The organism is Blastochloris sulfoviridis (assembly GCF_008630065.1).
GTDB classification, from domain to species: Bacteria; Pseudomonadota; Alphaproteobacteria; order Rhizobiales; family Xanthobacteraceae; genus Blastochloris; species Blastochloris sulfoviridis.
On sequence record NZ_VWPL01000008.1, the window covers coordinates 1 to 26,862 of the forward strand.

Genomic DNA, 26,862 nt, shown 5'->3' on the forward strand with positions numbered 1-26,862 from the left:
GCAAAGTCCGGTTCCGCTGGCTCCATCGCCCATCCTCCGCATCCGAATCGAAGGAACCGACAGATTCAGCACTTCAGGACCTTGTCACGCCTTTCTTCACCCGATCGCCCTGTATGCCGGCGCCCCCGGGCTTAAGCGCCCCCGCCGGCTGTGATAGGAGTTCCGGCTGATCGGCTCGGCTTCTTTCTTCCCTCTCCCCTTGTGGGAGAGGGTGCCGAGCGATCGAAGATCGCGAGGCGGGTGAGGGGTGAACCTTCCAGCATGCGCCGAGTGTACCCCTCACCCGGCTCGACCTCGCTCTGCTCGGTCTCGCCACCCTCTCCCGCAAGGGGAGAGGGAAAGTAAGAGGCTCGCCACCCGCCATGCGTCCGAGTCGAGCGCCCCCGCCCCCTGTGATATGCGGCATGCCATGACCCAGCTCTCCATCGCCATCCTGTCCGAATCGCCCGAGGACGCCCCGGCCGTCGAACGGCTGAACGACCACGCCTTCGGCCCCGGCCGCTATGTGCGCGCCGCCTTCCGTCTGCGCGAGGGCGTGCCCCACGTCGCCGCGGCGTCGTTCATCGCCCGCGTCGGCACGCTGCTGGTGGGCTCGGTGCGGCTGTCGCCGATCACCATCGGCGCGACGCCAGCGCTGGTGCTGGGGCCGCTCACCGTCGATCCCGACTTCCGCTCGCGCGGCATCGGCGGCGCGCTGGTGGCCCGCGCGCTCGACGCCTCGCGCACCCTCGGCCACCGGCTGGTGCTGCTGGTCGGCGACGAGCCCTATTATGCCAAGCTCGGCTTCAAGCGCGTGCCGCGCGGCCGGGTGATCATGCCCGGCCCGGTCGACAAGGACCGCATCCTGATCGCCGAGCTTGAGGACGGCGCCTTCGAGGGCGTGTCGGGCCCGGCGCGGCCGGCGTACGGGGCCGCGGCAGCGTAATTCGCGCCGTCCCGGACGGCGTGAAGCCGAACACGGTAGGATGGAATAGCAAAGCGTATTCCGCCATGCTCCCTGCCCGCTGATCGCCGAGCTCACGGAGGGTGCGTTCGAGGGGGTGTCCAGGGCGGCAAGGCGGCCGGTCGGGACATAGAACCGTAGGTCCCGGTCGCGGCGTCGATGGTCACAAAGGTCTCCGGCCGCGTCACGCACGCCTGGAAGTGCTGCCCGTGCGAGTTCAGGCCATGGTCAAAATGGATGAAGCGGGCATTCCCCGCTTCGTCCACGATCGAGACAAGCACTTCGTGTTCCTCGACCGGCGTGAGGCGGAGGCCGCCCGGCTCGGCCAGGCTCTGCCGGTCGGCGTCGCGGATCGAGGCGCCGCGCCGCTCCATCTCCTCGATCGGCCAAGTATAGCCACCGAACAGGCAGGCGGTCCGCCATGCGCCGCCGGTCGCCGGCGCGAGGTTGACGCTCGCGGCCCGTCCGTCGTCGAGCGCTCGCGCCGCCTGCGCGAAGCGCTCGGCAAACGCGCCGTAGTCGGGATCGGCGCGGTCGAAGGTCGGCCGAGACGTGTGGATCTCCCACACGACGGCCATGCCTGCTCCCAGTATCAGGAGGAAGGCGCCGAAGAAGATGTACAAAGCCATGCGCCGGATTTGCATGCCCAGCCTGTAGTCTCGAGCCGTGGCGCAATCGTGAACGGCCAGCGCGAGGTCATCACCGCCCCTCCCGCACCCACGCCGCGGTGAAGGCGGCGAGCAGCAGCAGCAGGCCGGCGAGGCCCGCCAGCACCGGGAACAGCGTGAGCCCCGTCACCGTATGGGCGTCGCGGGTTCTGAGGCCGATCCAGTCATTGCCGGCGAAGCGGTCCGTGCCGCGGATCGCCAGCACGCGCGGCAGCTCGACGCGATCCTTGGCGGCGATGCGGATCACCCCGCCGCCGGTGGCCTTGGCGATCGGCGCCAGCACCTCGGTGGTGCTGGTGACCTCGGACACCTCGCGCGGATTGATCGGCCCGACATTGACCAGCGCCGACAGCGTGCCGTCGTTCGCCCGCCACAGGCCAAGCTCGCGCGCCTCCACCTCGGCGCGCCAGATGCCGGGCTCGGCGCTCGCCAGCGTCACCGTGCGGGCCTGGCCGGACGGCGAGGTCAGCGTCACCGGCGGCACGGCGTCGGTCATGCTCTGGCGCTCGACCAGGAGGCCGCGGCCGCGCACCAGGAGGCGCAGCCGCTCCTCCTCCAGCTCGGGCTCCTTCATCAGCCAGTGCGACAGCCGGCGCAGCAGATCGAGGTGCGGCCCGCCGCCCTCATAGCCGCGCGCCCACAGCCAGATGTGGTCGGACAGGATCAGCGCCACCCGGCCCTCGCCCTCGCGCGCCAGCACCAGCACCGGCCGCTCCTCCGGCGCGCCGAGCAGGGTCGCCGACCCCGGCGTGGCGTGGGTGTCGACCACCCGGAAGAACCGGCTCCAGCGCGGCGGGTCGAACGACGCGCCGTCGAGCGAGCGCGTCACCGGGTGGCGGCGGCCGGCCTCGGTCAGGCGGGCGTGGAACGGCTTCTCGGTGACGTTGCCGGTGGGCTCGGCCGGCAGCACGCCCTCCAGCGGCGTGCGGAAGATCGAGTCGGAGCTGGCGTAGTCCGGTCCCGCCGCCACCAGCACCGCGCCGCCGCCCCGCACATAGCGGGCGATGTTTTCGAAATACAGCAGCGGCAGCACGCCCTGCTGGGTGTAGCGGTCGAAGATGATGAGATCGAAATCGCCGATCTTCTGCTGGAACAGCTCGCGGGTGGGAAAGGCGATCAGCGACAGCTCGTTGATCGGCGTGCCGTCCTGCTTCTCGGGCGGGCGCAGGATGGTGAAGTGGATGAGATCGACCGCGGCGTCGGACTTCAGCAGGTTGCGCCAGGTGCGCTCGCCGGCATGCGGCTCGCCGGAGACCAGCAGCACCCGCAGCTTTTCGCGCACGCCGTCGATGGCGATGGCGGCGCGGTTGTTGAGCGGCGTCAGTTCGCCCTCGATCGGCGTCGCCTCGATCTCGACGATGTTGGGCCCGGCATGGGTGATCTCGACCGGGATGCGCACCACCTCGCCGGTGGTCGCCACCAGCATGCCGATCAGGTCGCCGTCGCGGCGGATGGTGACGGTGGCCCGCCCGCCCGGCGGCGTGCCCTCGTCCTCGACGCGGAAGGCGACGGTCTGCGACTGGCCGACGATGCCGAAGCGCGGCGTCTGCACCAGGGCGATGCGGCGGTCGCGCTCGCCGGCCCGGCCGGTGACCAGCGCGTGCAGCGGCGCCTTGAAGCCCAGCGCCGAGGCCTGCGCCGGCACGTCGTGCACGCGGCCGTCGGTGATCAGGATGGCGCCGGCGATGCGCTCGGGCGGCACGTCGGCGAGCCCGCTTTCGAGCGCCTCGAACAGCCGCGTGCCGTCGCTCTCGCCGTCGCCCTCGCCGCCGTCGATCCAGCGCACCTCGGTGTTGGGCAGCCGCGCGAGGCGCTCGGCGAGCTCGGCGCGCGCGGCCTCGGTCTCGGCGCGGCGTTCGCCGAAATTCTGGCTCGGGCTTTTGTCGACCACCACCGCCACCACCGCCGGCAGCGGCTCGCGCTCCTCGTGGGTCAGCGCCGGATTGGCGAGCGCCAGCACCGCGAGGCCGAGCGCCAGCGCCCGGAACGCCGCGCCGCGCGTGCGGCTGACGACAAGCAGCAGCGCGACGATGCCGGCCGCCGCGATGGCGACATAGAGCCAGGGCAGCGGCACCAGCGGCGAGAAGGCGATGCCCAGATTCATTCAGCGCGCCTCATTGCGGTTTCCCGGCGATTGGCCGTCTTCCCTCTCCCCTTGCGGGAGAGGGTGCCCGAGCGAAGCGAGGGCGGATGAGGGGTGAATTCAAGGCGCAACCCCTCACCCGGCTCGGACTTCGCGTCGCTCAGTCCTCGCCACCCTCTCCCGCAAGGGGAGAGGGCAAGAGCGCGCGGCGCCCGGCCGGCGCGGCTTCCGAGCCGATCGCCGCGAAACATCGTCATTGCCCCAGCCGCTCCAGCAGCGCCGGGATGTGCACCTGATCGGCCTTGTAGCTGCCGGTCAGCACGTACATCACGATGTTGACGCCGACGCGGTAGGCGAACTCGCGCTGGCGCAGGTCGCCCGGCACCAGCGGCAGCATCGGCTCGCCGCTGCGCTCGATCGCCCAGGCACCGGCGAGATCGTTCGAGGTGATGAGGATCGGCGACACGCCGTCGCCCGAGCGCGCCGGCCGCGCATCCTCGTCGCCGCTCGCCGCCGGCAGCGCCTCCACCCACAGCTGGCCGGAGGCGTAGCGGCCGGGAAAGTCGCGCAGGATGTAGAACGACTTGGTCAGCACGTGATCGCGCGGCACCGGCTCCAGCGCCGGAATGTCGAGCGCCGACAGGATGGTGCGCAGCCCGGCCATGCCCGGCGTCGCCGCGCCGCGCTCCAGCGGCGCCGCCTCCAGCGCATCGCGGGTGTCGAACAGGATGGTGCCGCCATTCTTCATGAAGGCATCGATGCGCGCCAAAGTCTCCGGCGACGGCGTCTTCGCCCCCGGCGCCACCGGCCAGTAGAGCAGCGGAAAGAACGCCAATTCGTCGCGCGCCGGATCGACGCCGATCGGCTCGGCCGATTCCAGCGCCGTGCGCTGGGCGAGGAAGCGCGACAGCCCCTCCAGCCCGGCGCGCGAGATGCGGTCGACCTCGGCATCGCCGGTGACGACATAGGCGAGCCGCGTCTTGGCCGCGGCGTGCAGCGCGAACTCATCGACCGATGGCGGCGGCGGCGCGGCCTTCGCCCCTTGCGCCTTCACGTCGCCGGCACCGAGCGCGAGCGCCGCCGCGATCAGCACCGCGATGCCCGAGGCCCGCCGCGCCGCACCCAGCCGCGCCAGTCCGCCGGCCATCGCCAGCACGATCAGCGCATCGAGCAGGAACAGGCCGAAGGCCAGAGCCAGCACGTGCCGGCGCAGGTCGATCGGATCGCCGGCCCGATAGGCCTCGACCGTTGCATCGAGCGGCGCGAGATCGAGCGGCGCGAGGCGGTCCTGCGGCGCCAGCGTGTTGACCGCCACCAGCGCCTCGGCGACGCCGTAGAAGCCCGGCGGATTGTCCGGCGTGCCGCGGCCGCGGAAGCCGGCCGGCAAGGGCTTGGCCGCAGCGCCCGGCGGCTGGAAGGCGCCGAAGCCGTCGAGCAGGCGGGCCGGCGGCACGGTCCCGGCCGCCGTCGCGCCCGCGCCGGCCTCGCCGGTGGCGGCCGCCGTGCCCGCGCCCTTGGCTGGGCCGGCGCCGGAGCCGGCGAGCGCCACGATCCGCCGCAGCATCTCGACGAAGGTGCCCGACAGCGGCAGGTCCGACCATGAGGTGTCGGCCGCGACGTGGAACAGCACGACGACGCCCTTGCCGTGCCTGCTGCCGGTAACCAGCGGCGTGCCGTCGGTCAGCGCCGCCCAGGTGCGCTCGAACAGCAGGCCATCGGGCTCGGCCAGCACCTGCCGGGTGATGGTGACGTCGGTGGGCACCGGAAGGCCGGCGAACGGCCCCTCCGCGGCAAAGCCGCCGATCTTCTGCGGCTGCTCCCAGGAGAGCTTGCCGCCCAGCACCCGCCCGCCGGGCCGCAGCCGCACCGGCAGCAGCTCGTCGGCGCCGGCCGCGAGCCGCGGGCCGGCGAAGCGCACCAGGATGCCGCCGGTCTCGACCCAGCGGAGCAGCGCATCGCGCGCATCGCCGGAGAGCGTGCCGACGTCGGCCAGCACGATCAGCGGCAGGCCCATGTCGACGAAGCGGTCCACCGCCTCGCTCGGCGAGGTGCGCTCGGCGAGCCGCACGTCGGCGAACGGCTCGATGGCGCGGCCGAGATAGAAGCCGCCGGCCAAGAGCGGCTGGGCGGTGTCGGCGGTCGAGCCGGTGACGATGCCGACCGTGCGCCGCCGCCAGCGCTCGTCGAGAAGCTGCACTGCGCCGGAGGAGCGCTCGCCCGCGATCTCCAGCCGGGCGATGTCGTTTCGGATCTCGATCGGCAGGTCGAAGGTCGCGGCGGTCTCCAGCGCCCCGCCCGGAAACACGAACACCGCCTGGCCGAGCGGCAGGCCCTTGAGATCCACGGCCCGCACGATGCCCGACGTCTCGCCCGCCGCATTGGCGCGCAGCACGGTGACGCTGAGGCCGGCGCCGGAATTGGCGGCAGCCGCCAGCGCCCGGGCCGGCGGCAGCCCGCCGGCCAGCACGGTGACCGGCCGGCCCTCGGCGATGCGGCCGAGCGCGGTGACGAACGCCGCGCCGTCGCCCGTGTCGGCGGCATCCGACAGCCACACCAGCCCGGCCTCGCCGGCGGTGCCGAGCAGCTTCTCAAGCCCCGGCAGGACGGCGCGGCGGTCGGGCGTAAAGGGCTGCGGCCTGACGGCGCGCAGGCGCACCCGCGCCTCGCTCGGCGTGCGGATGGAGGCCTCGCGCAGCGGCTCGGCGGTGGGCACCACGGCGATGCCGCGCCCGCCCGCCTCGGCCTCGGCGATGGCGGCCTCGGCCGCGGCCATCCGCCGCTCCCAGCTTGCGGCCGCGGTCCAGCCATTGTCGATCAGCAGCACCAGCGGCCCGGCCGCCTGCCGGGTTGCCGGCGGCGGGTTCCACACCGGGCCGGCGGCGGCGAGGATCACCAGCGCGGCGAGCAGCAGGCGCAGCAGCAAGAGCCACCAGGGCGAGCGCGCCGGGGTCTCCTCCTTCGGCTCGACGTCGAGCAGCAGGCGGGCCGGCGGAAAGGCGACGCGGCGCGGCCGCGGCGGCACGAAGCGCAGCAGCCACCACAACAGCGGCAGCGCGGCGAGCGCAAGAAGCAGGGCAGGCGAGGCGAAGGCGAGCGGCAGCATCAGGCGGGCTCCGCCGTCTCAAGCGTCGCGACGCGGCGGCCAGCCACCGGGCGGCCCTCGCCCATGCGGGCGTGCAGCGCCAGCAGCAGCTCGCTCGCCGGCCGGTCGGTGCGGTGGACGGCGAAGGTCCAGCCGTGCGCCAGCGCCGTGGCCTTCAGCCCCTCGCGGTGGGCGGCGAGGCGGATTTGATAGTCGCCCCGCCAGCTCTCGGCGCGTCCGGCAGTGATCGTCAGGCCCGCCTCCTCCTCGTGGAACTCGACGCGGCCGGCATAGGGGAAGGTCTCCTCGGCCGGATCGACGATCTGCACCAGATGGCCATGCAGGCCCTGGGCGGCAAGGCGGTCGACGGCGGCGGCGATGGTGTCGCGCGGCTCCCACAGGTCGGACAGGATCACGGCCTCGGACAGCCGCTGCGCGGCAAACGGCGGCGGCAGGCTCTCGGCGCCGTCGCCGGCATGCAGCAGGGCGCCGGCCATGCGCTCGATGACGTTGCGGCTGGCGGTGGGGCGCATCACGCCGGGCATGCCGACCCGCTCGCCGCCGCGCACCAGGAGGTCGGCCAGCGCGAACGCCACCACCAGCGCCCGCTCGCCCTTGGTCTGGGCCACCCCCTTGGAGGCGAAGGCCATCGAGCGCGAGCGGTCGGGCCAGATCCACACGGTGTGGGCGGCCTCCCATTCCTGCTCGCGCACATAGAGATGGTCGTCGCGGGCCGAGCGCCGCCAGTCGATCCGCATCGCCGGCTCGCCATCGGCGAAGCGGCGGTACTGCCAGAAATTCTCGCCCGAGCCGGCCCGGCGGCGGCCGTGCAGGCCGTGCACCACGGTCTGGGCGATGCGGCGGGCCTCCAGCACGAGGCGCGGCAGGCTCGCAGCCAGCCCCACCGCCTCCTGGACGGCCGGGCGCAGCGCGGCCTCAAGGCGTGTCGCGCCGGTCATCCGATCCTTGCTTTCAGCTTGGCGATGACCCCGGCCAGCGTCTCGCCCTCGGCGCGGGCCTGGAAGGTCAGCGCCATGCGGTGCTTGAGGATCGGCTCAGCCAGCGCCAGCACGTCGTCGACCGAGGGCGCGAAGCGGCCGTCGAGCAGCGCCCGGGCGCGCACCGCCAGCATCAAGGCCTGCGAGGCGCGCGGCCCCGGCCCCCAGGCGATGGCGGAGGCGAGCGGCGAGCCGCCCTCGACGCCCGGCCGGGCCGAGCGCACGAGGTCGAGCACCGCGTTCACCACCGACTCGCCGGCCGGCAGGCGGCGGACGAGGCGCTGCGCCGCCATCAGGTCCTCGGCGGTCATCGCCGCGTGCGCCCGCGTCTCCTCGGCGCCGGTGGTCTCGAACAGGATGCGCCGCTCCGCCTCGCGGTCGGGATAGTCGACGTCGATCTGCATCAGGAAGCGGTCGAGCTGGGCCTCGGGCAGCGGGTAGGTGCCCTCCTGCTCCAGCGGGTTCTGGGTGGCCAGCACGTGGAAGGGCTTGGGCAAATCGTGGCGCTGGCCGGCGATGGTGACGTGATACTCCTGCATCGCCTGCAGCAGCGCCGACTGGGTGCGCGGGCTGGCGCGGTTGATCTCGTCGGCCATCAGCAACTGGGCGAACACCGGCCCCGAAATGAAGCGGAACGACCGCTTGCCGGTGGCGCTCTCCTCCAGCACCTCCGAGCCCAGAATGTCGGAGGGCATCAAATCGGGGGTGAACTGGACGCGCCGGGCGTCGAGCCCGAGCACGAGGCCCAGCGTGTCGACCAGCTTGGTCTTGGCGAGGCCCGGCACGCCGACCAGCAGCGCGTGGCCGCCCGACAGGATGGTGATCAGCGCCTGCTCGACCACCGTCTCCTGGCCGAAGATCACCTGGCCGATGGCGGCGCGGGCGGAGCGTACATGGTTGGCCGTGCTTTCGGCGGCACGCACCACCAGGGCATCCAGGCTTTCGGTCGTGTCGGCCGGCATCGGCATCATCTCCGCTTGTCGCAACCTGGGCGAAACGCGCCCCGCCTTCGGTCCGTCGGGTTCGAGACTACGTTATCCGTGAATGCGGTCGAAGCTGACATGCGGGGATCACGTTGTCGCGAGAAAGGTGAAGCAGGTACAGGCGAAGCAGGTACATAGGTTGACCATGACACGGATGATGGAACCAGGGAAACCGCCGCCGCCCCCCTCGGACGCCCCCGCCCCCGGCGGGCTGGAGGCGCTGATGCGTTCGGCCGGCGCCGCCAGGGGCCTGCCGCCGCTCGAGGCGTGGTCGCCGCCCGACTGCGGCGACATCGACATGCGCATCGGCCGCGACGGCACTTGGTACTACCAGGGCTCGCCGATCGGCCGGCCGGCGCTGGTGAAGCTGTTCGCCGCCATCCTCAAGCGCGAGGGCGAGCGCTATGTTCTGGTGACGCCCGCCGAGAAATGCGGGATCGCGGTCGAGGACTCTCCCTTCCTGGCGGTCGAGATGGCGGTGGACGACGCCAACGGCCCGCGCACTTTGGTGTTCCGCACCAATGTCGACGACGTGGTGCGCTGCGGGCCGGACCATCCCCTGCGCTTCGAGACCGGGGCGGGCGGCGGGCTGAAGCCCTATCTTCACGTGCGCCGCGGCCTGTGGGCGCGCCTGACCCGGCCGCTGTTCTACGACCTCGTGGCCCTGGGCGAGGAGCAGCCGGTCGAAGGCCAGGCGATGTTCGGCATCGCCTCGGGCGGCGGCTTCTTCGCCATGGCACGGGCCTCCGAGATCGCCGAGCCAACGTGATAGGGTCTCGCGCCGATCGGCCGGAGAACCCCATGCCGACCGCCGAAAAATCCTCTCCAGATCAGGGATTCTTCGGCGAGATCGTTTCCGGAATCCCGAAGGGATCATCCGGAAACCGTATGATCGCGGAGTTGATGTGAGCGATATTTACCTGAGAGAAGCCGACCTGCTGACCGATTTCCTGAGGCGGGTCGAGACCCGCCTTCATCCGCTGCCGGCGGGCGCCGGCCATGCCGGGCCGGCGGCGATCCGCGGCGACCACGACCTCGACCCGTCGATGGCCATGCCCCCCGGCAGCCCGCCGCCACGCCCGGCCGCCGTGCTGGTGCCGGTGATCGCCCGCCCCGAGCCGACCGTGCTGCTCACCCAGCGCTCCTTGGCGCTGCCCGAACACCCCGGCCAGATCGCCTTCCCCGGCGGCAAGATCGACCCGACCGACGAAACCGCGATCGCCACCGCGCTGCGCGAGGCCGAAGAGGAGATCGGGCTCGACCCCGCCCGCGTCGCCCCCCTGGGGCTGCTCGACACCTATCTGTCGCGCACCGGCTTTCGCATCCTGCCGGTGGTGGCGGTGGTGCGGCCGCCCTTCGAGCTCATGATCAACCCGCGCGAGGTGGACGAGGCGTTCGAGGTGCCGCTCGCCTTCCTGATGGAGCCGGCCCACCACCTGCAGCATTCGCGCCTGTGGAAAGGCCGGGAGCGTACCTACTACGCCATGCCGTTCGGCGACCGCTATATCTGGGGCGTCACCGCCGGAATTCTCCGAAACCTCTGGGAACGGGTCTACCGCTGATGCTCCGAACCTTTCTCATCCAGGCCGGCCTGTTCCTCGCCCCGTTCGCGGCGTACGCGATCTATCTCGCCATTCGCCGCCGGCCGCTGCGCTCCGCCGAGAGTTGGACCGTGCCGGTGCTGGTGTGGTGCGGCGGGCTGGCGGTGATCCTGACCGTGACCGGCCTGTTGCTGCTCACCCAGTTCGAGCGGGCGCCCGCCGGCTCGACCTACATTCCGCCCCACCTGGAAGACGGCCGGGTGGTGCCGGGCCGGTTCAAATGACCCCCTCCTCCGCCCTCGTGCCCTCGCTGGCCGGCGCCGCCTGGCTGTTCGACGGGCCGGCGGCGCGGGTGCTGGCAATGCTCGACCGCGACGGCGAGGAGGCGCGGGTGGTGGGCGGCGCGGTGCGCAACGCCCTGATGGGCCAGCCGCCCGGCGACATCGACATCGCCACCACCGCGACGCCGGACGAGGTGACGCGGCGCGCCCACGCCGCCGGGCTGAAGCCGGTGCCGACCGGCCTCGACCACGGCACGGTGACGGTGGTGGCCGATGGCGTCGGCATCGAGGTGACGACTCTGCGCCAGGATGTCGAGACCGACGGACGGCGCGCCATGGTCGCCTTCGGCCGCGACTGGGAGGCCGACGCCCGCCGGCGCGACTTCACCATCAACGCCTTCTCGGCCGACCGTACCGGCCACGTCTATGACCCGATCGGCGGCTTCGACGATCTGGCGCGGCGCCGGGTGCGGTTCATCGGCGATCCGGTCACCCGCATCCGCGAGGACTATCTGCGCATCCTGCGCTTCTTCCGCTTCCACGCCGGCTATGGAGTCGGCGCGCCGGACGCCGCGGGCCTCACCGCCTGCCTCGCCGAGCGGGCGGGGCTTGCCAAGCTGTCGCGCGAGCGCATCCGGCTGGAACTGTTGAAGCTGTTCAAGGCCGCGGGCGCCGGCGCCACGCTAGAAGTGATGGCCGACACCGGGCTGATCCACGCCGTGCTCGGCGGCATCGCCGACGCAGCAGCCTTTTCCCGCCTCGCCGCCATCGAGTCGGCGCGCGGCCTCGCGCCCGATCCGGTGCGGCGGCTGGCGGTGCTGGCGGTGCGCATCGAGGAGGACGCGGCGCGTCTGCACGACCGGCTGCGCCTCGCCAATGACGAGACGAGGCGGCTGACGCGGATTGCCGCGCACTGGCGCCATGCCGCGGCCATGACCGTGGTCGAGGCCCGCACGCTTCTCTACCGGCTGGGCGCGCCGGACTATCGCGACGTCGTGCTCGCCGCCCTCGCGCTGTCGGGCGAGGCCGCCGCCGCGCCCGGCTGGGCGGACCGGCTCGACCTGCCGCAGCGCTGGACGCCGCCGCCCTGCCCGATCAAGGCCGCCGACCTGATGGCCCGCGGCCTGAAGCCCGGCCCGGCGCTGGGGCGGGCGCTGGCGCAGGCCGAGGCGGCCTGGATCGCCGCGGGCTTTCCGCTGGCGCCGGACGCGATCGGCCGCATCGTCGGCGCGGCGGCGGGGCTGGGTTCCCCGGAGTGACGGGGCGGCGGAGCGGCTCGATCCTTCCTTCCCTCTCCCCTTGCGGGAGAGGGTGGCGAGACCGAGCGTCAGCGAGGTTGAGCCGGGTGAGGGGTACATACGGCATTTGCTGGAAGATTCACCCCTCACCCGCCTCGCGATCTGACGATCGCTCTGCACCCTCTCCCACAAGGGGAGAGGGAAGAAGAGGTCAGGTTGCTCACCCGAAAGCCGTATGAAACAACCGGGGCGCTCAGCTCTGCGGCGCGTTCAGTCTTCCTCTTCTACTTCCTCGGCGTCCTCGATCTCGACGTGGACGAGCAGCGCCGGCGAAAAATCATAGGTGCGGAACTCGCCGATCTCATCCGCGAAATACACGCACTGGATGGCGTTCTTCTCCACGCCACTGACGGTCAGCAGCGGGCCACCCGATTTGAGCTGGGCGATATCACCGATTTCGAACTTCATGACGATCTCTCCTGGTAGTCTAGAGCATCTGCCGGCCACAATGAACGGGCAGATACTCTAAGCTCTTGCTTTTTTTACATTCTCTTTCGCAAGACCGGTAAAAGCTCTTGCGGAGAATGCTCGATCCGAACAGTCTCTTCCGGCAGTCAACGGCGCCGCCACCTTGTCACCTCTCGATGGCCGGTTCGCGACCATCGGCTCGCGCAGACCGGCTCGCGAGGATCGTCTCCGACCTGCCGCGAACGGGCCTGCCGCGAACGGGCCTGCCGCGAATGGGCCTGCCGGCGGCGAATCGCCGTCGACAGCCTTCGGCCCTGATGCTGTTCGCCATCGCGCCGGCAGGCAAGGGTCAACCTTGAGCTTGCCGCCCTTGAGCGTGGCGTCCCCGTGCGCGCAGCCCTTGGCCGGCCCGGCCGCCTCGCGGGCTCACGGCCACGCCACCATCGGCGGCATCGACGACAGGATGGCGTCGACATTGCCGCCGGTCTTGAGCCCGAACAGCGTGCCGCGGTCGTAGAGCAGGTTGAACTCGACATAGCGGCCGCGCCGCTGAAGCTGTTCGGTCCGCTCGGCCGCGCTCCAGCGCGTCGCCCAGTTGGTGCGCACGATCGGCGGATAGGCGGCGAGAAACGCCTCGCCGACCCGGCGCACGAAGGCGAAATCGGCGTCCCAGCCGCCGCTGTCGAGCCAGTCGAAGAAGATGCCGCCGACGCCGCGCGGCTCGTTGCGGTGCTTGAGGAAGAAATAGTCGTCGCACCACATCTTGAACTTGTCGTAGTTTGCCACCCCCGCGTGGATGTCGCACGCCTGCCGCATGGCGGCGTGGAAGGCGCGGGTGTCGGGATCGTCCTGGCTGCGCCGGCGGGCCAGCATCGGCGTCAGATCCGAGCCGCCGCCGAACCACGCCTTCGAGGTGACAACGAAACGCGTGTTCATGTGCGCGGTCGGCACATGCGGATTCAGGGGATGGGCGATCAGCGACAGGCCCGAGGCCCAGAAGCGCGGATCGGCCTCCGCCCCGGGGATCTCGGAGCGGAACTCCGGCGCGAATTCGCCGAACACCGTCGAGACATGGACGCCGACCTTCTCGAACACGCGCCCGCGCAGCATCGACATCGCGCCGCCGCCGCCCGGCGCGCCCGAATGGTCGGTGCGCGCCCACGGCGTGCGCTCGAACCGGCCCGGCCGCGCGCCCTCGGGCGCGAACGGCCCCGGCGCCTCCTGTTCGAGGTCTTCGATCGCGAGGCAGATGCGCTCGCGCAATTCCTCGAACCACGCCTTGGCGCGGTCCTTTCGCGTCTCCAGTTCCGCGGCATCCACAGCCATCCGGGCCTCCTGGTTCTCAGCCATGCTCAAGCGTCGGCGGCCCGCCGTCAACGGCCGGCGGAAAGCCGCCGGTCTGGCGCAGCGCCAGGGCGAGCGCCATCGCCGCCGCCACCGCCACATTGAGCGAGCGCACGCCGCCCACCATCGGGATGATCAGCCGCGCATCGGCGGCGGCGTGCACGTGATCGGGCACGCCGGCGGACTCGCGCCCGAACAGCAGCACGTCCCCCGCCGCGAATGTGAAGTCGACGAACGAACGATCTGCCGTCGTGGTAAACAGCACAAGGCGATGACCCGCCGACCGGCGCCAGCTCTCGAATGCCGAAAACGAGGCGTGGCGGGCGATCGCGGCGAGATCGAGATAGTCCATGCCGGCGCGCAGGAAGGCGCGGTCGCCGGTGGGGAAGCCGGCCGGCTCGATGATGGCGAGCGGCACGCCGAGGCAGGCGCAAAGGCGCGCCAGCGTGCCGGCGTTCTGCGGAATGTCGGGCTGAAACAGGGCAATGTGCAAGAATTTTGAGCGCTGTTGGCGTTGTCCGGATGCGGATGGACCGCCGCGGAGGTAAGTGTCAAACAATGTTGACGATGGTCCGACCACGCCCTCTAGACAAGGCCGGCAGGCGATGCCATGAGAAATTTGCCGGAGCGGGCCATGTCGGACTTTGACGTCCGGCAGGGCTGAACGTGCTTTCGGCAACAGAGCTCGTGGGGGCGCGAGTCTCGGAGTGAGCGGATCGCGCAACGCGTCCGCGGAGCGATCAGACCGACCAGCTCGGACAGACCGAAAGGACATACCGTGGCCAGTTCCGATACGGCCGAATCCACTCGCCGGGATTTCCTCTACGTCGCGACCGCCGCCATGGGGGCGGTCGGCGTAGCGGCAGTGGCTTGGCCCTTCATTCACCAGATGAATCCGGACGCTGCGACGATCGCGGCCGGGGCGCCGATCGACCTTGATCTTTCGCCGGTGGCGGAAGGCCAGATCATTCGCGTGTTCTGGCGCGGCAAGCCGATCTTCGTGCGGCACCGCACGCCCAAGGAGATCGCGGACGAGCAGAACACCGACCTCGCCTCGCTGATCGATCCGGCGCCCGACAGCGCCCGCGTCAAGCCCGGCAAGGAGCAGTGGCTGGTGGTCTATGCCAGCTGCACCCATCTCGGCTGCATTCCGCTCGGCCACCAGGGCGATTGGGGCGGCTGGTTCTGCCCGTGTCACGGCTCGGCCTACGACACGGCCGGACGCGTCCGCCGGGGACCGGCGCCGCTGAACCTGCCGCTGCCGCCGTATGAATTCGTCGAGAACACCAAGATCCGCATCGGCGCGGGTGCCAGCGCCTGAGACAAGCGCGAGACGAGGTGAGAGTCCAAGCCATGAGCGGACATTCGAGTTATCAGCCCCGCACGGGGATCGAGCGCTGGCTCGATACGCGCCTGCCGATCGTACGCATGATTTACGATCAGTTCGTCGCGTTCCCGGTGCCGAAGAACATCAACTACGCCTACGCCTTCGGCGCCATTCTCGCGGTCTTCCTGATCGTGCAGATCGTGAGCGGCGTTGTGCTGGCGATGCACTACATTCCGCATGAGACGATGGCGTTCGCGTCGATCGAGCACATCATGCGCGACGTCAACTACGGTTGGCTGATCCGCTACATCCACATGAACGGCGCGTCGTTCTTCTTCTTCGCCGTCTATGTGCACACCTTCCGCGGCATGTATTACGGCTCCTACAAGGAGCCGCGCGAGATCCTGTGGATCCTCGGCGTCATCATCCTGATCCTGATGATGGCCACCGCCTTCATGGGCTACGTGCTGCCGTGGGGCCAGATGAGCTTCTGGGGCGCCACCGTCATCACCAACCTGTTCTCGGCCATTCCCTTTATCGGCGATCCGATCGTCACGTGGCTGTGGGGCGGCTACGCGGTCGGCAACCCGACGCTGACCCGCTTCTATTCGCTGCACTACCTCCTGCCGTTCGTCATCGTCGGCGTGGTCATCCTCCACGTCTGGGCGCTGCACGTCACCGGCCAGACCAATCCGGACAATGTCGATCCCAAGACGCCGGATGACACCGTCCACTTCACGCCGTTTGCGCTGACCAAGGACGCCTTCGCGATCGGCCTGTGCTTCATCGCCTTCGCGTGGTTCGTGTTCTACGTGCCGAACTATCTCGGCCACGCCGACAACTACGTCCCGGCCAATCCGGGCGTGACGCCGGCGCACATCGTGCCGGAATGGTACCTGCTGCCGTTCTACGCCATCCTGCGCGCCGTGCCCGACAAGCTCGGCGGCGTGATCGCGATGTTCGGCGCGCTGATCGTGCTGATCTTCCTGCCGTGGCTCGACGGCTCGAAGGTCAAGTCGGCGGCCTACCGTCCGTGGTACCGGGTGTTCTTCTGGATCTTCGTGGCGGACTGCATCTTCCTCGGCTGGCTCGGCGCCATGCCGGCCGAAGGCATCTATCCCACGCTCTCCCAGGTCGGCACGGCCTGGTACTTCGCCCACTTCTTCATCATCATTCCGGCGCTCGGCTATTTCGAAAAGCCGAAGCCCCTGCCGGAGTCGATCAGCGAAGCGGTGAGGCTCCGCCACGAGCGGCCGAGCCTCTACGCCCGACTGATGAACCGTTGAGCGGGGCGGGAGATCTCGACATGACCATCAAGTTCCGCTTCGCCGCCCCGCTGGCCCTGGCGCTCGGCCTGGCCGTCTCCTCCCTGGCGGTCTCGACCCCGCCCGCCAAGGCGTCGGGAGGCGACACGCCGCACCTGCAGGAGTGGTCGTTCGCCGGCTTCCTCGGCCAATACGACAAGGACCAGCTCCGGCGCGGCTTCAAGGTGTTCCAGACCGTCTGCGTCTCCTGCCACACCCTCGACAAGGTGGCCTTCCGCAACCTCGCCGAGCCGGGCGGGCCGGAACTGCCGCTGGACGAGGTGCAGCAGATCGCCGCGGGCTGGCCGATCCAGGTCAAGGACATCAACGACAAGGGCGACCCGATCGAGCGTGCCCCGCGCCTCGCCGACCGTTTCCCCTCGCAGTACCCCAACGAAGAAGCGGCCCGCGTCATGCACAATGGTGCGTTGCCGCCGGACCAGTCGGTGATCGCCAAGGCCCGCACCTTCCAGCGCGGCTTCCCGTGGTGGGTCACCGACATCTTCACCCAGTACAACGAGAACGGCGTCGACTATATCGTCGCCCTGCTCAACGGCTACGAGGACGCGCCGGAAGGCTTCAAGGTGCCGGACGGCTCGTTCTACAATAAGTACTTCCCCGGCCACATCATCGGCATGGCGCCGCCGCTCGCCGACGGCCTCATCACCTATGGCGACGGCACGCCGGAAACCCAGTTCCAGTATTCCAAGGACGTCGCGGCGTTCCTGATGTGGGCGGCCGAGCCGACGCTCGACGTGCGCAAGCGCATCGGCTGGTACGTGCTGGGCTTCCTGGTGATCTTCGCCGGCCTGCTCTATGCCACCAAATGGACGGTGTGGCGGCAGGTGAAGGGCCACGCCTGATGCGCGGCCCTTCGGCGCCGCGTTCGTGATCGAACCGAGACGAAGGGGCCCGGCGACGGGCCCCTTTTTCATGTTGTTGCGGAGTAGTTCTCATGACCAAAGCCGTGCTGGGGATCATCGGCGGTTCGGGCATCTACGACCTGCCTGGGCTTGAAGGCGTCGCGGAGATCGACGTCCACAGCCCGTGGGGCACGCCGTCCTCAAGGCTCAAGCGCGGGCGCATCGGCACGACCGAGATCGTGTTCCTGTCGCGCCACGACGTCGGCCACCGCCTGTCGCCGACCGACATCGACTACCGGGCCAATATCGACTGCCTGAAGCGCGCCGGCGTCACCGACCTCGTGTCGCTGTCGGCCTGCGGCTCCTTCAAGGAGGAACTGGCGCCGGGCACCTTCGTGCTGGTCGACCAGTTCGTCGACCGCACCACGCGCCGCGCCTCCTCCTTCTTCGGCCGCGGCTGCGTCGCCCACGTCTCGATGGCCCACCCGGTGGCGCCGAGGCTGGTGGACCGCGTCGCCGCCGCCGCCGCGGCCGAAGGCATCAAAGCGGTGAAGGGCGGCACCTATGTGTGCATGGAGGGGCCGCAATTCTCGACGCTGGCCGAAAGCCTCAGTTACAAGGCCGCCGGCTACGACGTGATCGGCATGACCAACATGCCCGAGGCCAAGCTCGCCCGCGAGGCCGAGATTTCCTACGCCAGCGTGTGCATGGTCACCGACTACGACTGCTGGCACCCCGACCATGACGCCGTCACCGTCACCGACATCATCCGCGTGCTGACCGAGAACGCCGAGAAGGCGAAGCGGCTGGCCGGGCGGCTGGCGCGCGACTTCCCGGCCGAGCACGAGCGCTGCCCGATCGGCTCCGACCGGGCGCTCGACCATGCCATCATCACCGCGCCCGACGCCCGCGATCCGCTGCTGCTCGGCAAGCTCGACGCGGTGGCCGGGCGCGTGCTGACGGCGGCGTGAGCCGGAAACGCATGTCGGGGGCGCGCCGCGCACGCCGGCGCCGACAAGACGAGGGGGAACCAGCATGAATCTCAAGGATGCGATCCGCACGATTCCCGATTATCCCAAGCCGGGCATCCTGTTTCGCGACATCACCACGCTGCTCGGCAGCGCCAAGGCGTTCCGCCGGGCGATCGACGAGCTGGTGCAGCCCTGGGCCGGCGACAAGATCGACAAGGTGGCGGGCATCGAGGCGCGCGGCTTCATCGTCGGCGGCGCGGTCGCCCACCAGCTTTCGGCCGGCTTCGTGCCGATCCGCAAGAAGGGCAAGCTGCCGCACCAGACCGTGCGCATGGCCTACGCCCTCGAATACGGCACCGACGAGATGGAGATGCACGTCGATGCGGTGATCGCCGGCGAGCGGCTGATCCTGGTCGACGACCTGATCGCCACCGGCGGCACGGCGATCGGCGCTGTCAACCTGTTGCGCAACATGGGCGCCAATGTCGTGGCGGCGTGCTTCATCGTCGACCTGCCCGACCTCGGCGGCCGCCAGAAGCTCGAGGCGCTCGACGTGCCGGTGCGCACGCTCACGGCCTTCGAGGGGCATTGACCGCGCGTCATCCCGGGCAAGCGGAAGCCTGTCGTCCCGGGCAAGGGCCGCAGGCCCGCGACCCGGGACCGCGCGCCGGAAAGGCACCCTCTCCGGAAAACGATCCCGGCTCTCGCTGCGCTCGGCCGGGATGACAAAGCCCCCGCTGTCGTCCCGGGCAAGGGCCGCAGGCCCGCGACCCGAGACCGTGTTCCGGAAGGGGTGCCTTTTTCGGATGACGATCCCGGCTCTCGCTGCGCTCGGCCGGGATGACAAAGCCCCCGCTGTCGTCCCGGGCAAGCGGCGCAGCCGCGCGAGCCCGGGACCGTGTTCCGGAAGTTGTCCCTCCTCCGGAAAACGATCCCGGCTCTCGGCTCACGCTCGGCCGGGATGACAAAGCCCAAGCGACAACGCGCCCCCGCCCGCGCGCCGGCGGTTCAAATTGCCGCAGCGACAGGCGGCGCGGCGCCGGGAACCCGCCCTTCCACGACACGTTGACCGACCAGATGACCCAGGCAGAGCCTGTGTTGCCCCCTGGTCGGCGCACCCGTGCGCAGGCCGCCAACTCGATGTCGCCATCGAGCTGACCAACACGAGGTGCCCATGCGAATTGCCCAGATCGCGCCTTTGATGGAAAGCGTTCCGCCGCGTCTCTATGGCGGCACCGAGCGCGTCGTCCACGACCTCACCGAAGCCCTCGTCGACCTCGGCCACGAGGTGACGCTGTTCGCCAGCGGCGACTCGATCACCCGCGCCGAGCTGGTGGCGTGCACGCGCGAGGGCTTGCGGCATGCCGCCAGGGTCAAGGATCCGCTGCCGCACTACATGCTGATGCTCGACCGCGTGCGCACCCGCGCGTCCGCCTTCGACATCCTGCATTTCCATACCGACGTGCTGCACTTCCCGCTGTTCAACGACCAGCCGCACCGCACGGTGACGACGCTGCACGGCCGCCAGGATCTGCCGGACCTCGCCGCGCTCTATCGCGGCTTCCCCGGCATGCCGCTGGTCGCCGTCTCCGAGCACCAGCGCGCGCCGATCCCGGACGCCAACGTCGTCGCCACCGTCCATCACGGCCTGCCGAAGGATCTGTTCGCGCCGACCTACGAGCCGCGCGGCGGCTATCTCGCCTTCGTCGGCCGCATGTCGCCGGAGAAGGGGCCGCTCGCCGCCATCCAGCTCGCGCGCGAGCTGGGCCTGCCGCTGCGCATGGCCGCCAGGATCGACAAGTCCGACGAGAGCTACTTCCGCGAGGTGGTGCGGCCCGAGATCACCTATGACGGCGGCATCGAGTTCGTCGGCGAGATCAGCGACCGCGACAAGGCCCGCTTCATCGGCGAGGCGCAGGCGCTGCTGTTCCCGGTCGACCGCTCCGAGCCGTTCGGCCTGGTGATGATCGAGGCCATGGCCTGCGCCACGCCGCTCCTGGCCTTCCACGTCGGCTCGGTGCCGGAGGTGATCGAGGACGGCATCACCGGCCGCCTGGTGGACGCGTTCGAGGAGGCGCTGCTGGCGCTGCCCGAGGTGATCGCGCTCGACCGCCGGCGCATCCGCGCCCGCTTCGAGGCCCGCTTCACCGCCGAGCGCATGGCCAGCGACTATCTCGAAATCTACCGCGCCCTCGGCCGCGCGGCGCGCCTGCCCGCCCCTGCCCACCTCGAAGCCTTGTGGCCGCCGCCCGCAGTGCCGGTGCGGCCGGGCGAGGTCCACGCGCGCTGACCTACCCTTTCTCCGCGGAGCCTCCCTCGGGCTCTGCGGAGAAGAGGCCATCGCGCCATCATCCTTGCTTTCTCCGCCCGCTTGGGCGAGGTGAGCGTCATGCTCACCATCGACTCCATCACCCTGCGCGTCGCGGGCCGGGTGCTCCTGGAAAACGCCTCGGCCCAGATCCCGACCGGCGGCCATGTCGGGCTGGTCGGCCGCAACGGCGCCGGCAAGACCACGCTGTTCCGCGCCATCTGCGGCGAGCACCCCACCGATTCGGGGCGCATCGCCCTGCCGCCGCGTGCCCGCATCGGCCGGGTGGCGCAGGAGGCGCCCTCTGGCCCCGAGGCGCTGATCGACGTGGTGCTGGCGGCTGATGTCGAGCGCGCCGCGCTGATCACCGAGAGCGCCACCGCCACCGACCCCCACCGCATCGCCGAGATCGAGACCAGGCTCGCCGACATCGGCGCCCATTCGGCGCCGGCCCGCGCCGCGCGCATCCTCGCCGGCCTGGGGTTCGACGAGGCGGCGCAGCAGCGCCCCTGCTCGGACTTCTCCGGCGGCTGGCGCATGCGCGTGGCCCTCGCCGCCGTGCTGTTCGCCGAGCCCGACCTGCTGCTGCTCGACGAGCCGACCAACTATCTCGACCTCGAAGGCACGCTGTGGCTGCAGGACTATCTCGCCCGCTATCCCCACACCGTCGTCATCATCAGCCATGACCGCGACCTGCTCGATCAGGCGGTCGACTGGACGCTGCATTTGGGCGAAGGGCGCCTGACGCTGTGGCGCGGCGGCTATTCGGCGTTCGAACGCCAGCGCGCCGAGAAGCAGATGCAGGATGCCAAGCTGAGAAAGCGCCAGGAGGACCAGAGGAAACACCTGCAGGCCTTCGTCGACCGCTTCCGCTACAAGGCGACCAAGGCGCGGCAGGCCCAGTCGCGCGTGAAGATGCTGGAAAAGCTGGTGCCGCTGGCGGCGATGGTGGACGAGCAATCGCTGCCGATCACCATCCCGGCGCCGGCGCGGCTGCCCTCCCCGCCGATCTTCGCGCTCGATGCGGTCTCGGTCGGCTACGCGCCTGAGAAGCCGGTGCTGCGCAGCCTCGACCTGCGCATCGACACCGACGACCGCATCGCGCTGCTCGGCTCCAACGGCAACGGCAAGTCGACGCTGGCCAAGCTGCTCACCGGCCGTCTCGCGCCGCTGTCGGGCCGCATGACGGTCGCCGACAAGCTGGAGATCGCCTACTTCGCCCAGCACCAGCTCGACGAGCTGCGGCCCAAAGAGAGCCCCTACCAGCACGTGCGCACCCTGATGCCGGCAGCGGCCGAATCCGACGTGCGCGCCCGCACCGCCCAGATCGGCTTCTCCGGGGAGCGCGCCGACACGCCGGTCGAGAAGCTGTCGGGCGGCGAGAAGGCGCGGCTCCTGCTCGGGCTCGCCACCTTCCGCAAGCCGCATCTGCTGGTGCTCGACGAGCCGACCAACCACCTCGACGTCGATGCCCGCGACGCGCTGGCCAACGCCATCAACGACTTTCCCGGCGCGGTGATCCTGATTTCGCACGACCGCCATTTGATCGCCGCCACCGTCGACCGGCTGTGGCTGGTCGCCGACGGCACGGTGACCAATTTCGACGGCGACCTCGACGACTATCGCAGGCTGGTGCTGTCGCGCGCCGCGGGCGACGCCGCGCCGAAGCAGGCCGCCGACAAGGGCCCGTCGCGGGCGGAGGAGCGGCGTTCGGCGGCCGAGCGCCGCTCGGCGGCGGCCCCCATCAAGAAGCGGGTGACGGCGGCCGAGAAGGAGATCGCCGCGCGCGAGACCGAGATCGCCGAGATCGACGCGACGCTCGCCAATGGCGACATCTACGCCCGCGATCCGGCCAAGGCGGCGAAGCTGTCGAAGCGCCGGGCGGATGCCGCAACCGCCCTCGCCGCCGCCGAGGAGGCGTGGCTGGAGGCCACCGCGGAGTACGAGGCGGCGACCGCCGGGTGACGCGCGCAGCGCGGCCGGGGGATATCGCCGCAGCGCGGCCGGGGGGGGATATCGCCGTAGGGTGGAATAGCGAAGCGTATTCCACCGTTCATCGCGGTCGTCTTCGGCGCAATACGCTGCGCTATTGCGCCCTACGACTCCGCCCGCTCAATGCCGCGGCGCCGGCTTGCCCTTCTTCTTCTCGGGCTCGGGGGCGCCTTCCACCGATTTCAGGCGGCCGGCCTCGAAGCGGTAGATGCCCGGCCGGGCGCCGGCGGTCGAGACCATCGTCACCACCCGCACGCCCTGGGCGTCGCCGATCTCGACCCGGTCGAACGGCCCGGCGAGCCGCACCACCTCGCACTCGGTGAGGCCGAAATCGAGCTTGCCTGGCGCACTGCCCTCGGCCGCCGCGTCGCCGCACGCTCCCTCGGCGCTGACCAGCTCGCTGGGCGGCACCGGCCCGCTGCCGCCAGCAGCCCCCGCGCCGCGCGCCGTCACGGTGCCCTCCCCGGCGCAGCCGGCGAGCAGCACGGCCGCCAAAACACCCAACCCAGCAACAGAAACCGACCCGAAACGAACCGTCATTGCCGTCCGACCCGTATTGAGAATTGCCGCCCAGTCGGGCGGCCGGCAGATTTGCGCCAATCGGCGCCGCGCTGCAACCTCGGACGGTTTCCGGGAGATCATCCCGGCTCTTTCCTTCCCTCTCCCCTTGCGGGAGAGGGTGGCGAGACCGAGCAAGGCGAGGTCGAGCCGGGTGAGGGGTTCATCCGGACGCGTTCTGGAAATTTCACCCCTCACCCGCCTCGCGATCTTCGATCGCTCGGCACCCTCTCCCACAAGGGGAGAGGGTAAGGGCGGCTCACGACCTGCGGCCGTTCTGAACTGATCATCCGCAAGACGTATCAGCCCTTCCGCTCCCAGCGGCCGGCTTCGTCCTGGCGCCAGTAGGTCACCTCGTGGCCGGCGGCCTTCAGCGCCGTCCAGCGCCCGCGGGCGCTCGCGACCGCATCCTCGTCGTGGCCGTCGAACAGGAACACCGCCCGCTGATAGGCCGAGGGGTCGTCGAGATCGGCGCCATCGACCAGGAAGCGCACGCTCGCGCCGTTGGGGTTGGTGGCCGCCGTGGTGAGCACGATCGGCTGGTCGGCGGCGTCGCGCTCGCCGGCCGGGCCGTGCGGCAGGAAGCTCTCGTCGTCATAGGTCCACAGATGGGCGTCGAGCGCCGCCACCCGCTCGTCCGAGGCCGCCTGCACCACCACTCGCCAGCCGCGCTCCAGGCACTTGGCGAGCAGCGGCGGCAGCACCTGCTCCAGGGTGCGCCGCTGCAGATGGTAGAACAGAACCTCGGTCATGGTACGGTTTCCGGTTGACCGGCTCGAAACAGCCGCCGGCCAGGAGCCGCGCGTCTTCCCTCTCCCCTTGTGGGAGAGGGTGGCGAGGACGGAGCAACGCGACGTCCGAGCCGGGTGAGGGGTTTCTTCGGCCCGCTCGATCTCACCCCTCACCCGCCCTCACTTCGTTCGGGCACCCTCTCCCGCAAGGGGAGAGGGAAGAACCGGCGCCTCTCCCGCAAGAGCCTGCGCCCGGACGCGCGCAAGCGCGGTCCGGGTGGGAGAGGGAAGAAGGAACGCAGCCCCCGCCGACGATCACTTCTCCTCGTAGACGTCGGCGATCAGCCGGTCGAGCAGGCGCACGCCCCAGCCCGGGCCCCAGCTCTTGTTGATGTCGCTGGCCGGCGCGCCCATGCCGGTGCCGGCGATGTCGAGATGCGCCCACGGCGTGCCGTCGACGAAGCGCTGCAGGAACTGCGCGGCGGTGATCGAGCCGGCATTGCGGCCGCCGGTGTTCTTCATGTCGGCGAACTTGGAGTCGATCAGCTTGTCGTAGTCGCTGCCGAGCGGCATGCGCCACAGCCGCTCGCCGGTGGCGAGGCCGGCGGCGAGGAGCCTGTCGGCCAGCGTGTCGTCATTGGCGAACAGGCCGGCGTGTTCGTGGCCCAGCGCCACCAGGATGGCGCCGGTCAGCGTGGCGAGGTCGATGATCGCGGCCGGCTTGAAGCGGTCCTTGACGTACCACAGCGCGTCGGCCAGCACGAGCCGGCCCTCGGCGTCGGTATTGATGATCTCGATGGTCTGGCCCGACATCGACTTGACGATGTCGCCGGGCCGCTGCGCCTCGGCGTCGGGCATGTTCTCGACGAGGCCGATCACGCCCACCGCGTCGACCTTGGCCTTGCGCGCGGCCAGCGCGTGCATCAGGCCGACGACGCAGGCGGCGCCCGCCATGTCGCCCTTCATCTCCTCCATGCTCGCCGCCGGCTTGATCGAGATGCCGCCGGAATCGAACGTCACGCCCTTGCCGACGAAGGCGACCGGCTTGCTTTCGTTTTGCTTGCCCTCGCCCTGCGTGCCCTTCCAGCGCATCACCACCAGGCGCGCCTCGTGCTGCGAACCCTGGGCGACGCCGAGCAGCGCGTTCATGCCGAGCTTCCTCATCGCCTTGGGGTCGAGCACCTCGACCTCGACGCCGAGCTTGGTGAGCGCCTCGGCGCGGTGGGCGAACTCCGGCGGATGCAGCACGTTCGGCGGCTCGTTGACGAGGTCGCGGGCGAGGATGACGCCGTTGGCCACCGGCTCCCTGGCCCGCCACGCCTTCTTGGCGGCGCCATCATCGGCGCAGGCCAGCGTGACGCGGGCGCGGCTCGGCCCCTCCTCCTCGTCCTCGTCCTTCTTCTTGGTCTTGTAGCGGTCGAAGGCGTAGGCGCGCAGCGTCAGGCCGAGGGCGAACTCGGCGATGTCGGCCGGCGTGAACTCGCCGCCCGGCCGCTCCAGCACCACCGTCACCTCCTTGGCGGCGGCCGGCAGCCTGGCCATCACCTTGCCGCCGAGCTTGAGCAGGTCGGCCGGCTTCAGCTCCGCCGCACCCAGCCCCACCACGATCAGCCGCTCGGCGGCGAGGCCCGCCGGGGCCAGCACGTCGAGGGTCGCGGCGAGCTTGCCCTTGAACCGGGCGGCGGCGGCGGCCCGCGCGATCAGTCCGGCCGCCGGCTCCAGCACGGCGCGGGCCGCGGGCCCCGCCTCCAGACGGTCGTCGACGAACACGACGAGAATGCCGTCCTCGACGGCGGCCGGCGGCTTGGCGAACGTGATCTTGGGCATGTGCGACATGGAACGCTCCAGCGGGGAATCCCAAAGCAATACGGCGCGGTGTGCCGAAATGGCAACAGGTGCGGAAAAGCAGCATGGCGGGCGGAACCGCCGCCCCGTTCGCGCCTCAAACGCGCTCTAATCGGCGCGCAATCGGGACCGAAAGGCGACTGCGTTGAGGCTGGGACTGCACCGCATCGAACTCTACGTGCTGCGGATGACCAGTTCGGCGTTCGTGATGGTTCTCCTCACGCTCACCGGCGTCATCTGGGTCACCCAGGCGTTGCGCGAGTTCGATCTGCTGACCTCCAAGGGGCAGACGGTGATCGTGTTCTTCGTCGTCACCGGCCTGTCGCTGCCGCTGCTGTTCCTGGTCATCGCGCCGATCGCGCTGTTTCTGGCGGTCATCTTCATCTACAACCGGCTGGGCTCGGACTCCGAGCTGATCGTGATGAGCTCGGCCGGCATGTCGCCGACGCATGTGGTGCGGCCGATCGTCCTGCTCGCCTGCGCGGTGGCCGTGGTGGTGGGGGCGATGAGCATCCACATCGCCCCGGCGTCGATGCGCCTGCTGCGCCATGAGATCACCAAGATCCGCGCCGACGTGGTGGCCAATATCGTCCAGCCGGGCCGCTTCACCTCGGTGGAAAAAAACCTGACGTTCCACATCCGCGCCCGCCAGCCGAACGGCGAGCTGCGGGGCCTTCTGGTCACCGACCGGCGCGATCCGAACCAGGAGATGATCTATCTGGCCGAACGCGGCCAGATCATCGATTCCGACAACGGCATGTTCCTGGTCCTGAAGGATGGCAGCCTGCAGCGCCGCACCAAGAGGGACCAGGATACCTCGATCGTGTTCTTCGAGCGCTACGCCTTCGACCTGTCCCAGTTCTCCGGCGAACCGGCGGCAATTCATTATAAACCACGTGAGCGCACACTCTCGGACCTCATGTCCCCCGACCCGGCCGATCCGTATTTCCAGATGCAGCCGGGGCGCTTCCGGGCCGAGATTCACGAGCGGCTGACGGCCCCGCTCTATCCGTTGGCGTTTGTGATGTGTGCGTTCGCGTTTCTCGGACAGGCCCGCTCGACCCGCGAGGGGCGCAGTGCTGCGGCGGTGGCCGCGGTCGCCGCCACCGGCGTGCTGCGGCTGCTGGGCTTTGCCGCCACCGGCCTGACGGTGCGCTCGGCGACCTTCGTGCCGCTGATGTACCTGCTGCCGCTGGCCGCCATCGCGCTGGGCTATCTTGCCGGGTCCGGGCGTCTCGAACTCGCCGGCACGGCCTCCCTCGACAAGATCGGCAGCGCCGTGTCCGGCCACCTCGGGCGGCTCGTCCGCCCCTTGAGAGCCTGAGGGGGTGCGC

General features: G+C 70.4%; 24 protein-coding genes. 13 read left to right on the forward strand and 11 right to left on the reverse strand.

Annotated features, from left to right (window positions below; translation table 11 throughout):
- Positions 1 to 409 precede the first annotated feature (409 nt).
- Complete coding sequence (locus F1193_RS06050) at positions 410 to 925, forward strand: GNAT family N-acetyltransferase (protein ID WP_150096787.1); 516 nt, start codon at positions 410 to 412, stop codon at positions 923 to 925.
- 92 nt (positions 926 to 1,017) lie between these two features.
- Here the strand turns inward: F1193_RS06050 and F1193_RS06055 are convergent, their stop codons facing one another.
- The 5 genes from F1193_RS06055 to F1193_RS06075 form a co-directional block, all read right to left on the reverse strand.
- A complete protein-coding gene (locus tag F1193_RS06055) occupies positions 1,018 to 1,587 on the reverse strand; it encodes a hypothetical protein (RefSeq protein ID WP_170263413.1) in 570 nt (189 codons plus the stop codon).
- 55 nt (positions 1,588 to 1,642) lie between these two features.
- Complete coding sequence (locus tag F1193_RS06060) at positions 1,643 to 3,715, reverse strand: hypothetical protein (RefSeq protein ID WP_150096789.1); 2,073 nt, start codon at positions 3,713 to 3,715, stop codon at positions 1,643 to 1,645.
- A gap of 232 nt (positions 3,716 to 3,947) precedes the next feature.
- A complete protein-coding gene (locus F1193_RS06065; RefSeq protein WP_150096790.1) occupies positions 3,948 to 6,797 on the reverse strand; it encodes a DUF4159 domain-containing protein in 2,850 nt (949 codons plus the stop codon).
- Positions 6,797 to 7,735, reverse strand: a complete 939-nt coding sequence (locus F1193_RS06070) for a DUF58 domain-containing protein (protein ID WP_150096791.1) — start codon at positions 7,733 to 7,735, stop codon at positions 6,797 to 6,799. The genes F1193_RS06065 and F1193_RS06070 overlap by 1 nt, the downstream gene beginning before the upstream one ends.
- Positions 7,732 to 8,736, reverse strand: coding sequence for an AAA family ATPase (locus F1193_RS06075; RefSeq protein WP_150096792.1), 1,005 nt, complete (start codon positions 8,734 to 8,736; stop codon positions 7,732 to 7,734). The genes F1193_RS06070 and F1193_RS06075 overlap by 4 nt, the downstream gene beginning before the upstream one ends.
- Positions 8,737 to 8,902: 166 nt before the next feature.
- Between F1193_RS06075 and F1193_RS06080 the strand changes: the two genes are divergently transcribed.
- From F1193_RS06080 to F1193_RS06095, 4 genes are all read left to right on the forward strand, one after another.
- The gene (locus tag F1193_RS06080) at positions 8,903 to 9,526 is read left to right on the forward strand and encodes a DUF1285 domain-containing protein (protein ID WP_483995156.1); all 624 of its coding nucleotides are present in this window, start codon (positions 8,903 to 8,905) and stop codon (positions 9,524 to 9,526) included.
- A 136-nt stretch (positions 9,527 to 9,662) separates the two neighbouring features.
- Complete coding sequence (locus F1193_RS06085) at positions 9,663 to 10,319, forward strand: CoA pyrophosphatase (RefSeq protein WP_246164166.1); 657 nt, start codon at positions 9,663 to 9,665, stop codon at positions 10,317 to 10,319.
- Complete coding sequence (locus F1193_RS06090; RefSeq protein ID WP_150096794.1) at positions 10,319 to 10,582, forward strand: DUF6111 family protein; 264 nt, start codon at positions 10,319 to 10,321, stop codon at positions 10,580 to 10,582. Before F1193_RS06085 ends, F1193_RS06090 begins: the two co-directional genes overlap by 1 nt.
- Positions 10,579 to 11,838 (forward strand): CCA tRNA nucleotidyltransferase, encoded by a 1,260-nt coding sequence (locus tag F1193_RS06095; protein WP_150096795.1) that lies wholly within the window; start codon positions 10,579 to 10,581, stop codon positions 11,836 to 11,838. Before F1193_RS06090 ends, F1193_RS06095 begins: the two co-directional genes overlap by 4 nt.
- Positions 11,839 to 12,087: 249 nt before the next feature.
- Here the strand turns inward: F1193_RS06095 and F1193_RS06100 are convergent, their stop codons facing one another.
- The 3 genes from F1193_RS06100 to F1193_RS17425 form a co-directional block, all read right to left on the reverse strand.
- The gene (locus tag F1193_RS06100; RefSeq protein WP_150096796.1) at positions 12,088 to 12,285 is read right to left on the reverse strand and encodes a YodC family protein; all 198 of its coding nucleotides are present in this window, start codon (positions 12,283 to 12,285) and stop codon (positions 12,088 to 12,090) included.
- 426 nt (positions 12,286 to 12,711) lie between these two features.
- Positions 12,712 to 13,611, reverse strand: coding sequence for an oxygen-dependent coproporphyrinogen oxidase (gene hemF / locus F1193_RS06105; protein ID WP_425457212.1), 900 nt, complete (start codon positions 13,609 to 13,611; stop codon positions 12,712 to 12,714).
- A gap of 16 nt (positions 13,612 to 13,627) precedes the next feature.
- A complete protein-coding gene (locus F1193_RS17425; protein ID WP_150096797.1) occupies positions 13,628 to 14,122 on the reverse strand; it encodes a tRNA (cytidine(34)-2'-O)-methyltransferase in 495 nt (164 codons plus the stop codon).
- A 285-nt stretch (positions 14,123 to 14,407) separates the two neighbouring features.
- On the opposite strand from F1193_RS17425, the gene petA reads away from it, so the two are divergent.
- The 7 genes from petA (at position 14,408) to F1193_RS06145 (ending at position 22,367) form a co-directional block, all read left to right on the forward strand.
- Positions 14,408 to 14,950 (forward strand): ubiquinol-cytochrome c reductase iron-sulfur subunit, encoded by a 543-nt coding sequence (petA, locus tag F1193_RS06115; protein WP_150096798.1) that lies wholly within the window; start codon positions 14,408 to 14,410, stop codon positions 14,948 to 14,950.
- Between the two features lie 32 nt (positions 14,951 to 14,982).
- Entirely contained in the window at positions 14,983 to 16,242 is a 1,260-nt protein-coding gene (locus F1193_RS06120) for a cytochrome b (RefSeq protein WP_150096799.1), read from the forward strand.
- 20 nt (positions 16,243 to 16,262) lie between these two features.
- A complete protein-coding gene (locus F1193_RS06125) occupies positions 16,263 to 17,123 on the forward strand; it encodes a cytochrome c1 (protein ID WP_150096800.1) in 861 nt (286 codons plus the stop codon).
- Positions 17,124 to 17,215: 92 nt separating this feature from the next.
- On the forward strand, positions 17,216 to 18,094 hold the full coding sequence (locus F1193_RS06130) for an S-methyl-5'-thioadenosine phosphorylase (protein ID WP_150096801.1): 879 nt from the start codon (positions 17,216 to 17,218) through the stop codon (positions 18,092 to 18,094).
- Between the two features lie 64 nt (positions 18,095 to 18,158).
- On the forward strand, positions 18,159 to 18,686 hold the full coding sequence (locus F1193_RS06135; RefSeq protein WP_150096802.1) for an adenine phosphoribosyltransferase: 528 nt from the start codon (positions 18,159 to 18,161) through the stop codon (positions 18,684 to 18,686).
- A 582-nt stretch (positions 18,687 to 19,268) separates the two neighbouring features.
- The gene (locus F1193_RS06140) at positions 19,269 to 20,384 is read left to right on the forward strand and encodes a glycosyltransferase family 4 protein (protein ID WP_150096803.1); all 1,116 of its coding nucleotides are present in this window, start codon (positions 19,269 to 19,271) and stop codon (positions 20,382 to 20,384) included.
- Positions 20,385 to 20,483: 99 nt separating this feature from the next.
- A complete protein-coding gene (locus F1193_RS06145; protein WP_150096804.1) occupies positions 20,484 to 22,367 on the forward strand; it encodes an ABC-F family ATP-binding cassette domain-containing protein in 1,884 nt (627 codons plus the stop codon).
- A 147-nt stretch (positions 22,368 to 22,514) separates the two neighbouring features.
- Here F1193_RS06145 and F1193_RS06150 read toward each other — a convergent pair whose 3' ends face one another.
- The 3 genes from F1193_RS06150 to F1193_RS06160 all read right to left on the reverse strand — a co-directional run bounded on the left by F1193_RS06150 (position 22,515) and on the right by F1193_RS06160 (position 25,519).
- Positions 22,515 to 22,889, reverse strand: coding sequence for a hypothetical protein (locus F1193_RS06150; RefSeq protein ID WP_150096805.1), 375 nt, complete (start codon positions 22,887 to 22,889; stop codon positions 22,515 to 22,517).
- 365 nt (positions 22,890 to 23,254) lie between these two features.
- Positions 23,255 to 23,704, reverse strand: a complete 450-nt coding sequence (locus tag F1193_RS06155) for a DNA polymerase III subunit chi (protein WP_150096806.1) — start codon at positions 23,702 to 23,704, stop codon at positions 23,255 to 23,257.
- 294 nt (positions 23,705 to 23,998) lie between these two features.
- A complete protein-coding gene (locus F1193_RS06160; protein WP_150096807.1) occupies positions 23,999 to 25,519 on the reverse strand; it encodes a leucyl aminopeptidase in 1,521 nt (506 codons plus the stop codon).
- 154 nt (positions 25,520 to 25,673) lie between these two features.
- Between F1193_RS06160 and lptF the strand changes: the two genes are divergently transcribed.
- Positions 25,674 to 26,852: an LPS export ABC transporter permease LptF gene (lptF, locus tag F1193_RS06165; protein WP_150096808.1), complete on the forward strand. Its 1,179-nt coding sequence runs from the start codon at positions 25,674 to 25,676 to the stop codon at positions 26,850 to 26,852.
- The last annotated feature ends 10 nt before the right edge of the window (positions 26,853 to 26,862 follow it).